Source organism: Pseudomonas sp. PDM01, assembly GCF_014852325.1.
Lineage (GTDB): Bacteria > Pseudomonadota > Gammaproteobacteria > Pseudomonadales > Pseudomonadaceae > Aquipseudomonas > Aquipseudomonas migulae.
The window spans coordinates 1-14,410 of record NZ_JACVBK010000018.1; the positions used below are offsets into that span (position 1 = coordinate 1).

The window sequence follows — 14,410 nt, forward strand, 5'->3', positions numbered from 1 at the left end:
GACCCGACTTGCCGGCGAATTGGACACTGCGGTGTATCTGTAATACCGCGTAATCGCTCTTCGCCGGCAAGTCGGGTCGCCGCATCGCTGGCTCCTACAGTACAAATGTCAGGCCTATAACAAGGAACTCCCATGTCCAAGACCCAGTTGTTCGACCTCGACGGCAAGATCGCTTTCGTCTCCGGCGCCAGCCGCGGTATCGGTGAAGCCATCGCCAAACTCCTGGCCCAGCAAGGCGCCCACGTCATCGTCTCGAGCCGTAAACTCGAAGGCTGCCAGCACGTCGCCGACGCCATCATCGCTGCCGGCGGCAAAGCCACCGCCGTCGCGTGCCACATCGGCGAAATGGAACAAATCAGCCAGGTCTTCGCCGGCATCCGCGAACAGTTCGGCCGCCTGGACATCCTGGTCAACAACGCCGCGACCAACCCACAGTTCTGCAACGTGCTGGACACCGACCTCAGCGCCTTCCAGAAAACCGTCGACGTCAACATCCGCGGCTACTTCTTCATGTCCGTGGAAGCCGGCAAACTGATGCGCGACAACGGTGGTGGCAGCATCATCAACGTGGCATCGATCAACGGCATCTCGCCAGGGATTTTCCAGGGCATCTACTCGGTGACCAAGGCAGCCGTGATCAACATGACCAAGGTGTTCGCCAAGGAATGTGCGCAGTTCGGGATTCGCTGCAACGCCCTGCTACCGGGCCTGACCGACACCAAGTTTGCGTCGGCGCTGGTGAAGAATGATGCGATTTTGAAGACTGCGTTGGCGCAGATCCCGCTGAAGCGCGTGGCGGATCCGAGTGAAATGGCGGGGGCGGTGTTGTATCTGGCGAGTGATGCGTCGAGTTACACCACGGGAGTTTCGCTGAATGTGGATGGCGGTTTTCTTTCCTGAGAAAGTCCGTCAATTGTAGGAGCCCGGCTTGCCGGCGATGGCAATCTCGAGAACGCCATCGCGGTAAGCCTTGCATACCCAAATGTAAAATTACGTCTTTTCAGCCGGGATAATTTTCACCCACAACTCAGGTACAGGGAGCTATTGAGTCACGCACCGAGTCAAAGTGGTCTCCCTTGTCACCTGCCCTTCAGCCCTTGCGTCACCCAACACATCGGTTTTTTCAGACGTGTCACACGTGCGTTGAGGTATCGGAGGTGGGGCGGCAGGAGGTGGCGGCGGTGGACTGGAGCAACCGCTGAGTATCGTTATGCAAAAGGCAAGCGACAAAGGCGCAAACGTGCATTTCCCAAGAATGTTCATAGGTAGGCCCGCGGCAACTGATTGTCAGATATCTGTGAAACAAACGGATTTCCGCCTATTCACGGTCCGGTCACAGAGTTTTACCCACTTATTGCTTATAGCCCACTCGACCGCTTCTGCCACCCCGCATCGATGTTTCTTGCCCAATCCGCCAATGCAAATGCCTACGACCATTAGATAGGTCACGCCATGCAGTAATCCTGGAATGCCGACTCAATCGTTGTTCCAGTCTCTGCGTGTATTAACCCCCTTGATACCGATGCGCAGCCCTACTCTTCAGAAGAAGCTATTCCTACTTTGTACCCGGAGGGTACGAAGGTGATTCCGGTCCACGATGGAACATCAGGGGAAAAAATCCTTGCCGTTACGAACGCAGGCGTTGTGAAGACAACACGCCAGGTAATACCGTCTTTTACCATCACCTGAGGTTCCGTCGGCGTCACAACAGGTGGAAGCCATGAATCCAACGTTTTCATCTCCACCTGTTTGCCAAGCAAACTATCCCCTGCCGGCTTCAACGTAATTTTAAAACTACTGCCAGCCTTTACACCGGGTACAAGCCCTGCGTGTGGTACGAATCCGCTCCAAGACGATGACTCCACGTAAATTGAAGAAACCGAATACCAAGGATGAGGAGGAGGCGTGACAATACATGGAAACGTCAAAACCTCAGTAAAGTCCATCGCGAACAATATCAACGTGGCTTTTCCGATAATGGATTGTGGAGTGATTGTAAACTCTGCGATGCCGCCGCTCACTGTCACCCAACCCTTCGGGGCTATATCGATATTGGCCAGTTCGACGTCGACCACCTCCAGCCTGATTTGTTTACCGTCCAACAAGTTCGAAACGATCTTCAAAACATGTGAATCAGGCGCCTTCAGCGCAATCGGCGAACCCGGCAGATGCTCGACCCCATCTACAAATATCTTTGAGCCCTCCCACGAGTCAGGCTCTGAAAACTTTCGGCTCGTTTCGATTTCCATTATGAAACCCCTCTGATAACGCCGTGTTAAAAAGACACGGCCCACTATCAGAAAGATCGGGCAAGAGAGCTACTGTCAAACATGACAGTTCAACTAGAACAAAATGCTATAGCCCCCTTCACTTTTGATAATCCCCTACAGGATCGCATTCGGTCGACCCAGACTATTGCTTTCAAGCTCATAACGCAGTTCTTCGATCAGCGCCTGCACAGCGTCCGGCGCTCCGAGCGTTGTCAAGCTCAACCCACTGACCACCAGATCCACCTGCCCGGAAACCGGATGATAGAGCTTCACTGTGAGCGAATGATCCCCCGTAAGCGTGCACTCACAGGACAGCGGCGAAAAACTGCGTTCCAGTTGCAGACGTAATTGCGCCAGGGAAATCATTGCGATTCACCTTGGCGACGGCGCATAAACCTGTGCGCTCTGAACGTGACCATGTGACGGTTCCTTTTCCTGTATCGAGGGGGACGCGAAGACTCGTATCTCACCCTTACAGCCTAAAAACCGCCGAGCCCGATCAGAACATCCATTTGCACTGCCTCAACTAGTGCATTTGCACCTTACCGCTGCCCTTTGGATCGCCACTCACCGGAAAACAATCCCCGCTCGCGTGCCCAGACAATCGCCTCGCTGCGACTGTGCACATCGAGTTTGGAGTAAACCGTCGATACGTGATTGCGCACCGTATTGGGGGCCAGTTTCAGGCGCGCGGCGATTTCCTTGTCGGCCAGGCCTTCGCAGATCAGGCCAAGCACATCGCGCTCCCGGGCCGTCAGGTCGGTAAACGACACACTGGGCAATTTCGGCGAATTGGCGCTCTTCACATTGGCGAGTTTTTCGATCAGCGTACGGCTGAACCAGGACGCGTCTTGCATCACTTCTTCGATGGCCGCCACCAACTCCAACTCGGTACGTTTGCGCTCGGTAATGTCCATCAACACCAGCAGATAACAAGGGTTGTCCTGAATGTTCACGGTGTCGGCGCAAATCGCGCAATCGATCAGTTGAGCGTCTTTTTTTCGGATACGCACATCGATGCGATCAAGGCGGCCGGTTTTCTCCAGCGCCGCAAACAGCCGAGTGCGGTCGCCTTGATCGTGGATGAAATCGATCTCCGCGAGGGTCTTGCCCAATACGTCTTCGATGGGGTACGCGAGCGTATCAAGGAAGGCTTCGTTGACGTCGATCACCACCTGATCGCCAGCACCGCACACGAGGGTGGGCACCGGGGTCAATCGAAAGGCCTTGGCGAAACGTTCCTCGCTCTGGCGCAGGGCAACTTCAGCCTTGTGCCGTGGCTCCATGTCGACGAAAGAAAACAGCATGCAGTCTTCGTCGTTCAGCTCCAGCGGCTGGCCTGCGACGATGACCTGTTTGCTGCTGCCATCGGCCAACTTCAGCTCGGCCTGCATTTGGGGAATGGTGGTGTTTTCGCGCAAACGCTCGATCGCCAGGTCTTTCTTTTCGGCGCCTTCAAGGACGTCCAGTTCATAGGTCGAAACACCGATGACTTGATCGCGGGCATACCCGGTCATGTCCAGAAAACCCGAATTGACCTTGATGTAGCGCAAATCGCTGAGGCGGCAGATCACCGCCGGGGCCGGGTTGGCATTGAAGGTCTTTTCAAAACGCTGCTCGGCGCTGGCCCACTCGGTGACATCGTCCATGATCAACACCAGCGACTCCGGCGCCCCGGCACTGTCGGCCAGGACCATGCTGCGCACGTTGTGGACCCAGGTGCGCTCCTCGTCGGCGGTCGGCGTCACCTCCACCAACACATCGCTGAAGGTCTCGCCCCGGGCAACCCGGTTGATCGGGTAATTGTCGGTCGCCACCGGGTGGTTATTGCGATAGCGCAACGCGAAACGCCGGGCATATTCCCTGGCGTTCGCGCCCAACTCGCTGATCCGGCTGACGCCGTGCATGGCCAGCGCAGCATCATTGGCCCACACAATGGTCTGGTCGAGCTCCAGCAGAATCACCCCGTCGGACAAACCGGCGATGATCTGCTGCAACTGGCGGCGATTGGTTTCGGTGGTCAGGACGTCCTGGCTCATTGGATCTCCACAATGGCGGCCGCGCCAACGTGTGGCGCTCTGTGAAGATTACGACCGCGAGGGGTAGGGATCGTGCGGCAAACATCCGAATCCGTAGGAGCGAAGCGTGCTCGCGAAGGGGCCATCGACTTCACTATCACTGTCGATTGAACGGGCGCCTTCGCGAGCAAGCTTCGCTCCTACATGGGCTTACGCGAATTTCTGACGTTTATGCCGCGAGCTGCCCCCCGGCAATCGCCGCCGAAGCCGCCAGCATCGCCCGCAACAACACCGCACACCCCGCCGCCAGGTCATCCGGCGCGGCGTTTTCGATTTCGTTGTGGCTGATGCCGCCTTCGCACGGGACGAAGATCATCCCGGCCGGGCCGAGCTCCGCGAGGAAGATTGCGTCGTGCCCTGCTCCGCTGACGATGTCCATGTGCGACAAGCCGAGCCCTTGCGCCGCACCGCGTACCGCTTCGACGCAGCCCTTGTCGAAGTACAGCGGCGGGAAGTCGGCGGTGGGGGTCAGTTCGTAGGTCAGGCCGTGTTCTTCACAGGTGGTTTCGATCACCTCGCGGACTTCAGCGATCATCGAGTCCAGCCTCGCCGGTTCCAGGTGACGGAAGTCCAGGGTCATGCGCACTTCACCGGGGATGACGTTGCGTGAGCCGGGATAGGCTTGCAGGCAACCGACGGTGCCACACGCGTGGGGTTGATGGCCGAGGGCGGCGCGGTTGACCGCACCGACGATCACGGCGGCGCCGACCAGTGCATCCTTGCGCAGGTGCATCGGGGTCGGGCCGGCGTGGGCTTCGACGCCGCGCAGTTTCAGGTCGAACCATTTCTGCCCGAGGGCGCCCATCACCACACCGATGGTTTTGTGTTCGTCCTCAAGGATCGGGCCTTGCTCGATGTGAGCTTCGAAATACGCGCCGACCGCGTGACCGCTGACTTTTCGTGGCCCGGCATAGCCGATGGCGTTCAGCGCTTCACCGACGGTAATGCCTTCGGCGTCGACCTTGGCGAGGGTTTCTTCGAGGGTGAATTTTTCCGCAAACACGCCAGAGCCCATCATGCACGGGGCAAAACGCGAGCCTTCTTCGTTGGTCCAGACCACCACTTCCAACGGCGCTTCGGTTTCCACGCCCAGGTCGTTGAGGGTGCGCAGCACTTCGACCCCGGCCAGTACGCCGAAGCAGCCGTCGAACTTGCCGCCGGTGGGTTGGGTGTCGATGTGGCTGCCGGTCATCACCGGCGGCAGGTTCGGGTTGCGGCCGGGGCGACGGGCGAAGATATTGCCGACGGCGTCGATGCTGACGGTGCACCCAGCCTCCTCGCACCACCTGACGAAAATGTCCCGGGCCTGGCGATCGAGGTCGGTCAGGGCCAGGCGACACACTCCGCCCTTGACCGTGGCGCCAAGCCGGGCCAGGTCCATGAGCGACTGCCACAGGCGGTCGCGGTTGATGTGCTGATGGGTGGATTGCAGAACGTCTACGGCCGCGTTCATGGTGATCTCCTCAGGCAGTTGTTATAGGTTTTTCAGGCAATTCTTTGGTGTATTTGAGGCCGCCATCGCCGGCAAGCCGGCTCCTACAGGGGGACGCATTTCAACTGTAGGAGCCGGCTTGCCGGCGATAGGGCCATCCCTCACACCGGAGATTTCGCGATAGACGGGCTTGGCCGCACCGAGCACAACCCGTAATAAATCAACCCGCCCAGCGCCGAGCCAGTGAACCAGCCATAACTGTAAAACCAGCTGAACGCATCGCTGCCCAACGACAGCAACGTCAGCACCACCGGCACGCCGAACGCGATAAATCCATACCAGTTCCACGCCGGGTACACGTCATCGCGATACAACCCGGCCAGGTCCAGTTGCTGTTTCTTGATCAGGAAATAGTCCACCACCATGATCCCGGCGATGGGCCCGAGCAGGCTCGAATAACCCAGCAGCCAGTTCGAATAGACCGTTTCCAGGCTCAGGTCCGAGACAATCAGCCCAAGCTTCTTCAGCAATTCATGGCCCATCAGCAACAACCCCACCAGCCCGGTCAGCAACACCGCTTTGGTGCGGTTGATCACCTTCGGCGCGATGTTCTGGAAGTCGTTGGTCGGCGACACGATGTTGGCCGCGGTGTTGGTGGACAGCGTGGCAATGATGATCAACGCCATGGCCAGCGCCACCCAGACCGGGCTCTGGATATGGCCGATCAACGTCACGGGATCGGAGACAGTCACGCCCACCAGTTTCACCGACGCGGCAGTCATCACCACGCCCAGCGAAGCGAACAGGAACATGGTCAGCGGCAAGCCGATGATCTGCCCGACAATCTGGTCTTTCTGGCTCTTCGCATAGCGGCTGAAGTCGGGAATATTCAGCGACAACGTCGCCCAGAATCCGACCATCGCGGTCAGCCCGGCGGCGAAATAGCTGACCACACTGGCGCCTTCCGGACGCTTGGCCGGGATCGCCAGCAACTCGGTCATCGACACGTTCGGCATCGCCCACACCAGCAGACCGACACCCACCAGCACCAGCAGCGGCGCGGACAGCGTTTCAAGCCATTTGATCGAGTCGGCGCCGCGAATCACCACCCACAGGTTCAGCGCCCAGAAGACCATGAAACCGATGACTTCACCGGTGCCACCGAGGGACTTCCAGCCCTCAAACACCGAGCCCAGAAACAGGTGAATCGCCAACCCGCCGAACATCGTCTGGATGCCGAACCAGCCACACGCCACCAGCGCACGGATCAGGCAGGGAATATTGGAACCGAGGATGCCGAAGGACGAACGCAGCAATACCGGGAACGGAATGCCGTATTTAGTGCCGGGAAACGCATTCAGGGTCAGCGGGATCAACACGATGATGTTGGCGAGCAGAATTGCCACCAGCGCCTCGCCCACCGTCAGGCCGAAATAGGCGGTCAGCACACCGCCGAGGGTGTAGGTCGGCACGCAGATCGCCATGCCGACCCACAGCGCGGTGATGTGCCATTTGTTCCAGGTTCGTTCGCGCACCTTGGTCGGTGCCATGTCGTGGTTGTATCGGGGACTGTCGAGGACATCGCTGCCGGCTTCGAGCTCGAACAAGCCGTCGCGTTCGGTCACTTGCGATCTGATCTGTTGCATGGCCGCTCCACTGTTCTTTGAATTATTTTTTGCTCATCGGGGGCTGGCGGCATCAATAAACGTGCCGGGCACTCCGAATGCGCATCGGGCAGTTCCATAAAAACTTTGCAACTAACTGATGTTGATCAGTTTTATATCTATCTCCAGTGAGTACTCGGCGACGTGTCTGTTCTCTCAGGCTAAAGGCCAGGCAAGTTGTCCGAACCGTCAGGACTCAATCTGGTGCGTCGATCTTTTTTTCAAAGTTGCGCATCAACCATAGACCATTCTCAAGCGGCTGATTTCACATAAGAAATCTCGTCTATTTTTGGAACCTGTCAAGTGCGTCAAAATGGTGAGAGGCCTCACCATTTTGGTGATTAATCGATTTAGTTATTATTTATCAAAAACTTAAAACGGTTATATGCTTATAAAAAATATTCTTGCTCAATCCTTGAACTCATACTAGCTTCTAATCCTGACAGCGTTGACAGGAATACGACCGTTGACGCCAGCTGCCTATAAAACAGTTAGAACTGACACCAGTCAGTCATTGCCTGCGAGGAACTCGGAATGTCTCTGTTGATCCGTGGCGCCACCGTTATTACCCATGATGAAAGTTATCGCGCCGACGTCTATTGCGCCGACGGCGTGATCAAAGCCATCGGTGACAATCTTGATGTTCCGGCGGGTGCCGAAGTGCTCGACGGCAGCGGCCAATACCTGATGCCCGGCGGCATCGACCCACACACGCACATGCAACTGCCCTTCATGGGCACCGTGGCCAGTGAAGACTTTTTCAGTGGCACGGCGGCGGGACTTGCCGGTGGCACCACGTCGATCATCGACTTCGTGATTCCCAACCCGCAACAGTCGTTGATGGAAGCGTTTCATCAGTGGCGCGGCTGGGCGGAAAAATCAGCGTCGGACTATGGCTTCCACGTGGCGATCACCTGGTGGAGCGAGCAGGTCCGTGAGGAAATGGCCGAGCTGGTCAGCCATCACGGGGTCAACAGTTTCAAGCATTTCATGGCCTACAAGAACGCGATCATGGCGGCCGATGACACCCTCGTAGCGAGTTTCGAGCGCTGCCTGGAATTGGGCGCCGTGCCGACCGTGCATGCGGAAAACGGCGAACTGGTTTATCACCTGCAACGCAAGTTGATGGCCCAAGGCATTACCGGCCCTGAAGCGCATCCGCTGTCGCGCCCTTCGCAAGTCGAAGGTGAAGCGGCGAGCCGGGCGATTCGTATCGCCGAAACCCTGGGCACGCCGCTGTACCTGGTTCACGTGTCGACCAAGGAGGCCCTCGACGAAATCACCTACGCCCGCAGCAAGGGCCAGCAAGTCTACGGTGAAGTGCTGGCCGGGCATTTGCTGCTGGATGACAGCGTCTACCAGCATCCGGACTGGCAGACCGCCGCCGGTTATGTGATGAGCCCGCCCTTCCGTCCTCGCGGCCATCAGGAAGCGCTTTGGCATGGCTTGCAGTCCGGCAACCTGCACACCACCGCCACCGACCACTGCTGTTTCTGCGCCGAGCAAAAAGCCGCAGGCCGTGACGACTTCAGCAAGATCCCGAATGGCACCGCCGGTATCGAAGACCGCATGGCCGTGTTGTGGGATGAAGGAGTGAACACCGGGCGTTTTTCGATGCAGCACTTTGTGGCGCTCACCTCCACCAACACCGCGAAGATCTTCAACCTCTACCCGCGTAAAGGTGCGATTCGCGTGGGTGCCGATGCGGATCTGGTGCTGTGGGATCCCGAGGGCACGCGCACGATTTCGGCGAAGACTCATCACCAGCAGGTCGACTTCAACATCTTCGAAGGCAAGACCGTGCGCGGTGTGCCGAGCCACACGATCAGCCAGGGCCGGGTGGTCTGGGCGGACGGTGATTTGCGCGCCGAGCGTGGAGCCGGGCGCTATGTCGAACGGCCGGCGTATCCGGCGGTGTTTGATTTGCTGAGCAAGCGGGCGGAGTTGAATCAGCCGGTTGCTGTGAAACGCTGAGATCGAGGCCTTCGGCCTTCGCGGGCAAGCCTCGCTCCTACAGTTTGAAATGCGATCCACCGTAGGAGCGAGGCTTGCCCGCGAAGAGGCCCGCCCAGACAACAAAAAAAACCAATGCCCATCAGAGGCAGTTACCTCAAATAACCGTGAGGCCAACACCGTGATCAAGACCCTGACCCACCTCCCGCATCCCGTTGAGAATGCGGCCGCCCTCGCCGGCCACTTCACTGATCTGGCGCCGCCACTCAACGATCGCCAGGCGCACCTGGAAGCCTCGCGCTGCCTGTATTGCTACGACGCGCCGTGCGTGAATGCCTGTCCGAGCGACATCGACATTCCCTCGTTCATCCGCAATATCCATCAGGACAACGTGCAAGGCGCGGCGCAGAAAATCCTCTCGGCGAACATCCTCGGCGGCAGTTGCGCCCGGGTCTGTCCGACCGAAATCCTCTGCCAGCAAGCGTGTGTGCGCAACAACGACCATGAATGCGCGCCCGTCTTGATCGGCCTCTTGCAACGTTACGCCGTGGACAACGCGAACTTTAGCGAACACCCCTTCCCGCGCGCCGCCGCAACCGGCAAACGCATCGCGGTAGTAGGGGCCGGTCCGGCCGGTTTGTCCTGCGCTCATCGCAGCGCCATGCACGGGCATGACGTGGTGATTTTCGAAGCACGGGAAAAGGCTGGCGGCCTCAACGAGTACGGAATCGCCAAGTACAAATTGGTGGACGATTACGCACAGAAGGAGCTGGATTTCCTGTTGCAGATCGGTGGCATCGAAATCCGTCACGGGCAAAAGCTCGGTGAAAACCTGACCTTGAGCGACCTGCATCAACAATTCGACGCGGTATTCCTCGGCCTCGGTCTCAATGCCAGCAAACAGCTTGGACTGAATCACGAGGACGCACCCGGCCTGCTCGCCGCCACCGAGTACATCCGCGAGTTACGCCAGGCCGATGACCTGACACAACTGCCTTTGGCCGATCACTGCATCGTCCTCGGCGCCGGCAACACCGCCATCGACATGGCCGTGCAAATGGCCCGCCTCGGCGCGCATGACGTGAATCTGGTGTACCGCCGCGGTGTCGAGGACATGGGCGCCACCCACCACGAACAAGACATCGCCAAAGCCAATCAGGTGCGCTTGCTGACGTGGGCGCAACCCGAAGAAGTGTTGCTCGATGCTCAAGGCCACGTGCGCGGCATGCGCTTCGCCCGCACACAGTTGGTAGAAGGTCGCCTGCAAACCACTGGCGAAACCTTCGAACTGGTCGCCGATGCGATCTTCAAAGCCATCGGCCAGGCCTTTGACTCAAGCGCCCTCAGCGACCCGCTGGCCCGTGAACTCAAGCGTCAGGGCGATCGGATTGCCGTCGATGAACAGCTGCGCACCAGCATCCCCGGCGTGTATGCCGGCGGCGACTGCACCAGCCTCGATCAGGACCTCACCGTGCAAGCCGTGCAGCACGGCAAGCTGGCTGCCGAGGCGATCAACGCTCAATTGATGCTTAACGTGGAGGCTGCGTAAATGGCCGATCTTTCGATTGTCTTCGCCGGCATCAAATCCCCCAACCCATTCTGGCTGGCCTCTGCGCCGCCGACTGACAAGGCCTACAACGTGGTCCGCGCCTTTGAGGCCGGCTGGGGTGGCGTGGTCTGGAAAACCCTGGGTGAAGACCCGGCGGCGGTCAACGTGTCGTCGCGCTACTCGGCGCATTTCGGCGCCAACCGTGAAGTGCTGGGCTTCAATAACATCGAGCTGATCACCGACCGCTCGCTGGAGATCAACCTGCGGGAAATCACCCAGGTGAAAAAGGATTGGCCGGACCGCGCCTTGATCGTGTCGCTGATGGTGCCCTGCGTCGAAGAATCCTGGAAACACATCCTGCCGCTGGTGGAAGCCACCGGCGCCGACGGCATCGAGCTGAACTTCGGCTGCCCTCACGGCATGCCGGAACGGGGCATGGGCGCGGCCGTCGGTCAGGTGCCGGAGTATGTCGAGCAGGTCACCCGCTGGTGCAAGACGTATTGCTCGCTGCCGGTAATCGTCAAGCTCACGCCGAACATCACCGACATCCGCGTCGCCGCCCGCGCGGCCCATCGCGGTGGCGCCGATGCGGTGTCGCTGATCAACACGATCAACTCGATCACCAGCGTTAACCTGGAACGCATGGTCGCCAACCCCATCGTCGGCAGCCAAAGCACTCACGGCGGTTATTGCGGCTCGGCGGTGAAGCCGATTGCGTTGAACATGGTCGCCGAAATTGCACGCGACCCGCAGACTCAAGGCTTGCCGATCTCCGGTATTGGCGGCATCGGCAACTGGCGCGACGCGGCGGAATTCATCGCGCTGGGCAGCGGCTCGGTACAGGTGTGCACGGCGGCGATGCTGCATGGTTTCCGGATTGTCGAGGACATGAAGGACGGTTTGTCACGCTGGATGGACAGTCAGGGCTATGCCAGCGTGTCGGAATTTTCCGGGCGCGCGGTGGGCAATACCACGGACTGGAAGTACCTGGACATCAACTATCAGGTGATCGCGAAAATTGACCAGGAGGCGTGTATCGGTTGCGGTCGCTGCCATATCGCTTGCGAAGACACCTCGCACCAGGCGGTGGCCAGCCTCAGGCAGGCGGATGGGACGCACAAATATGAAGTGATCGATGAGGAGTGTGTGGGCTGCAATTTGTGCCAGATCACTTGCCCGGTGCAGGACTGCATCGAGATGGTGCCGATGGAGAACGGCAAGCCGTTTCTGGATTGGAATCATGATCCGAGGAATCCGTACCATGTCGCCGTTTAAATGATGCGCTGTCTGGTCTGACGCCTTCGCGGGCAAGCCTCGCTCCTACAGGTACAGCGCGGTACCTGTAGGAGCGAGGCTTGCCCGCGAAGAGGCCATCAGCAACACCCGAGATATCAGGGCTCCAACCCGATCCCCCGCAATATCACGCTCGTCACCGTCTGCACCGCCCGCTCGAACTGCATGTCCGACAGCGGCTGGTGATCGTTCAGAATATTCACCTGATGATCAAAGTCGGCGTAATGCTGAGTCGACGCCCAGATCATGTACAGCAGGCTGGAAGGCTCCACCGGCAGGATGCGTTTGTCGTCCACCCACTGGCGAATTTTCGCTTCTTTCATCTTGGCCCAGTCGTACAGGCTGGCGTCGAGTTTCTCACCCAGCGTCGGCGCGCCGTGGATGATTTCGTTGGCCCAGACTTTCGAGCCGTAAGGCCGGCTGCGTGAGTGGTTCATCTTGGCGCGGATGTAACTGCTGAGCACCACGCGTGGGTCATCGAACATCTCGAAGCACAGCGCATCCTGCTTCCACACTTCAAGTAAATCGAACAGCACGGCGCTGTAGAGCTCGGTCTTGGTGCTGAAGTAGTAATGCAGATTGGAGCGCGGCAGTTGCACTTCGGCGGCGATGTCGGCCATGGCGGTGCCGCCGAAACCTTTTTCGGCGAAGACCTTTTCGGCCCCGAGCAGAATTTTTTCGACGTTACTGCGGCGAATCTCGATCTTGTGATTGCCCATGAGGGCTCCCTGACAACAGCGTTGCTCAAGACTAGCATCCGCCCTACATCGCGGCGACAGCGGAAAACGAAACTTCGTACACCCGCCCGCTCGCGCTCGCAGTTAAACTGTCGCCCTTCTTCGAACCTGCCTCTGAGGTATCCACGATGCTTTTCAAGAAAACCCTGACCGCTGCCGCCCTGCTCGGCTCGCTGCTCGCCGCTTCGTCGGTGTTTGCCCATGCTCATCTGAAAAGCCAGACGCCGGCTGCCGACAGCACCGTCAGTGCACCGTCGGAATTGCGCCTGGTGTTCTCCGAAGGTGTCGAAGCGGCATTCACCAAAGTCACGATCAGCAAGGACGGCGCCAACGTTGAGGTGAAAAGCCTGGCCACCGAAGGCAGCGATAAAAAGACCCTGGTCGTGACCCCGGCTGCGCCACTGGCGGCGGGCGCCTACAAAGTCGAATGGCATGCGGTGTCGGTCGATACCCACAAAAGCGAAGGCGCCTACAGCTTCAAGGTTGGCCAGTAATTCATGACGAGCGCGATGGTGCTGTGCCGCTTCCTGCATTTCACCGTGGTGCTGATGCTGTTCGGGGTCTGGGTATTCAGGCCGCTGCTGTTGGGTCATGAGGCGTTGCTGGACAAAACGCTGGCGCGAGTCAGCCGCTGGCTCGCCTCGGTCGCATTGGTCAGCGGCATCGCCTGGCTGCTGCTGATCACCGTCAGCATGGCCGGCGCGTGGGAGGCAGCGTTCGATCCGTCGACCTTGCGCCTGGTGCTGGGCAATACGTTTTTCGGCCAGGTCTGGCGCTGGCATCTGCTGCTCAATGGCTTGCTGATGGTTGTGCTGCTGACACCGCTTCACACCAGCCTGCCCTTGCGCCTGGTCCTCGGCGGCCTGCTGCTGGCGACGTTGGCGCCGGTCGGTCACGGCGCGATGCTCGATGGCCTCAGCGGCCAGTTGCTGATCCTCAATCAAATCATTCACCTGACCTGCGTCGGGGCCTGGCTCGGTGGGTTGTTGCTGCTGGTGATGATCCTGCGGCAACCGGCTGGCCATGCTGTCCGCGAAATACTGCAACGCTTCAGCGGCGTCGGTTATGCGCTGGTGGCAGGACTGGTGATCACCGGGCTGATCAATGTGCGGGTGTTGACCGGGCAGTTCTGGCCGACCCCGTTGCTGTCCGGGTTTGCCTTGATTCTGCTGATCAAGGTGCTGCTGGTGAGTGCGATGCTGGGGTTGGCGCTGTTCAATCGGCAGCGGATCAAGGATTGCGAGCAGCGCATGGCGACGCTCAAAACCAGCGTGATTATGGAGTGGCTGCTGGGCATTGGCGCTGTGGCGGCAGTCTCCCTCCTGGGCACCATGCCCCCGATGATTACCGGATAAACACCGTTTTTGTAGGAGCCGGCTTGCTGGCGATCCAGGCGACGCGGTCTTCCTGATACACCGCGGTGCCTGGATCGCC

Annotated in this window: 12 protein-coding genes; 6 read left to right on the forward strand and 6 right to left on the reverse strand. The window is 59.1% G+C overall.

Annotated elements, in window-relative coordinates:
• Window positions 1-132: 132 nt before the first annotated feature.
• Window positions 133-900 carry an SDR family oxidoreductase gene (locus tag IB246_RS28485; RefSeq protein ID WP_008036792.1) on the forward strand — a complete coding sequence of 256 codons (768 nt, stop codon included), beginning with the start codon at window positions 133-135 and terminating at the stop codon, window positions 898-900.
• A gap of 632 nt (window positions 901-1,532) precedes the next feature.
• Here the strand turns inward: IB246_RS28485 and IB246_RS28490 are convergent.
• The 5 genes from IB246_RS28490 to IB246_RS28510 all read right to left on the reverse strand — a co-directional run bounded on the left by IB246_RS28490 (window position 1,533) and on the right by IB246_RS28510 (window position 7,426).
• Window positions 1,533-2,249, reverse strand: a complete 717-nt coding sequence (locus IB246_RS28490; protein WP_008036790.1) for a hypothetical protein — start codon at window positions 2,247-2,249, stop codon at window positions 1,533-1,535.
• A 135-nt stretch (window positions 2,250-2,384) separates the two neighbouring features.
• Window positions 2,385-2,636 (reverse strand): DUF1652 domain-containing protein, encoded by a 252-nt coding sequence (locus IB246_RS28495; protein ID WP_008036784.1) that lies wholly within the window; start codon window positions 2,634-2,636, stop codon window positions 2,385-2,387.
• Between the two features lie 176 nt (window positions 2,637-2,812).
• Window positions 2,813-4,309, reverse strand: a complete 1,497-nt coding sequence (locus IB246_RS28500) for a helix-turn-helix transcriptional regulator (RefSeq protein WP_008036782.1) — start codon at window positions 4,307-4,309, stop codon at window positions 2,813-2,815.
• Window positions 4,310-4,517: 208 nt separating this feature from the next.
• Window positions 4,518-5,801, reverse strand: a complete 1,284-nt coding sequence (locus IB246_RS28505) for a Zn-dependent hydrolase (protein ID WP_008036779.1) — start codon at window positions 5,799-5,801, stop codon at window positions 4,518-4,520.
• Window positions 5,802-5,941: 140 nt separating this feature from the next.
• A complete protein-coding gene (locus IB246_RS28510) occupies window positions 5,942-7,426 on the reverse strand; it encodes an NCS1 family nucleobase:cation symporter-1 (protein WP_008036778.1) in 1,485 nt (494 codons plus the stop codon).
• A gap of 552 nt (window positions 7,427-7,978) precedes the next feature.
• Here IB246_RS28510 and hydA point away from each other — a divergent pair.
• The 3 genes from hydA to preA all read left to right on the forward strand — a co-directional run bounded on the left by hydA (window position 7,979) and on the right by preA (window position 12,221).
• Window positions 7,979-9,418, forward strand: a complete 1,440-nt coding sequence (gene hydA / locus IB246_RS28515) for a dihydropyrimidinase (RefSeq protein WP_008036777.1) — start codon at window positions 7,979-7,981, stop codon at window positions 9,416-9,418.
• A 160-nt stretch (window positions 9,419-9,578) separates the two neighbouring features.
• Complete coding sequence (locus tag IB246_RS28520) at window positions 9,579-10,946, forward strand: NAD(P)-dependent oxidoreductase (protein ID WP_008036776.1); 1,368 nt, start codon at window positions 9,579-9,581, stop codon at window positions 10,944-10,946.
• Complete coding sequence (preA, locus tag IB246_RS28525; protein WP_008036775.1) at window positions 10,947-12,221, forward strand: NAD-dependent dihydropyrimidine dehydrogenase subunit PreA; 1,275 nt, start codon at window positions 10,947-10,949, stop codon at window positions 12,219-12,221.
• A 116-nt stretch (window positions 12,222-12,337) separates the two neighbouring features.
• Here the strand turns inward: preA and IB246_RS28530 are convergent, their stop codons facing one another.
• Entirely contained in the window at window positions 12,338-12,958 is a 621-nt protein-coding gene (locus IB246_RS28530) for a TetR/AcrR family transcriptional regulator (protein WP_008024841.1), read from the reverse strand.
• Between the two features lie 146 nt (window positions 12,959-13,104).
• Between IB246_RS28530 and copC the strand changes: the two genes are divergently transcribed.
• Both copC and copD read left to right on the forward strand, forming a co-directional pair.
• Window positions 13,105-13,470 carry a copper homeostasis periplasmic binding protein CopC gene (gene copC / locus IB246_RS28535; RefSeq protein WP_008036774.1) on the forward strand — a complete coding sequence of 122 codons (366 nt, stop codon included), beginning with the start codon at window positions 13,105-13,107 and terminating at the stop codon, window positions 13,468-13,470.
• Between the two features lie 3 nt (window positions 13,471-13,473).
• Window positions 13,474-14,331, forward strand: a complete 858-nt coding sequence (gene copD, locus IB246_RS28540; RefSeq protein WP_008036773.1) for a copper homeostasis membrane protein CopD — start codon at window positions 13,474-13,476, stop codon at window positions 14,329-14,331.
• Window positions 14,332-14,410: the final 79 nt, after the last annotated feature.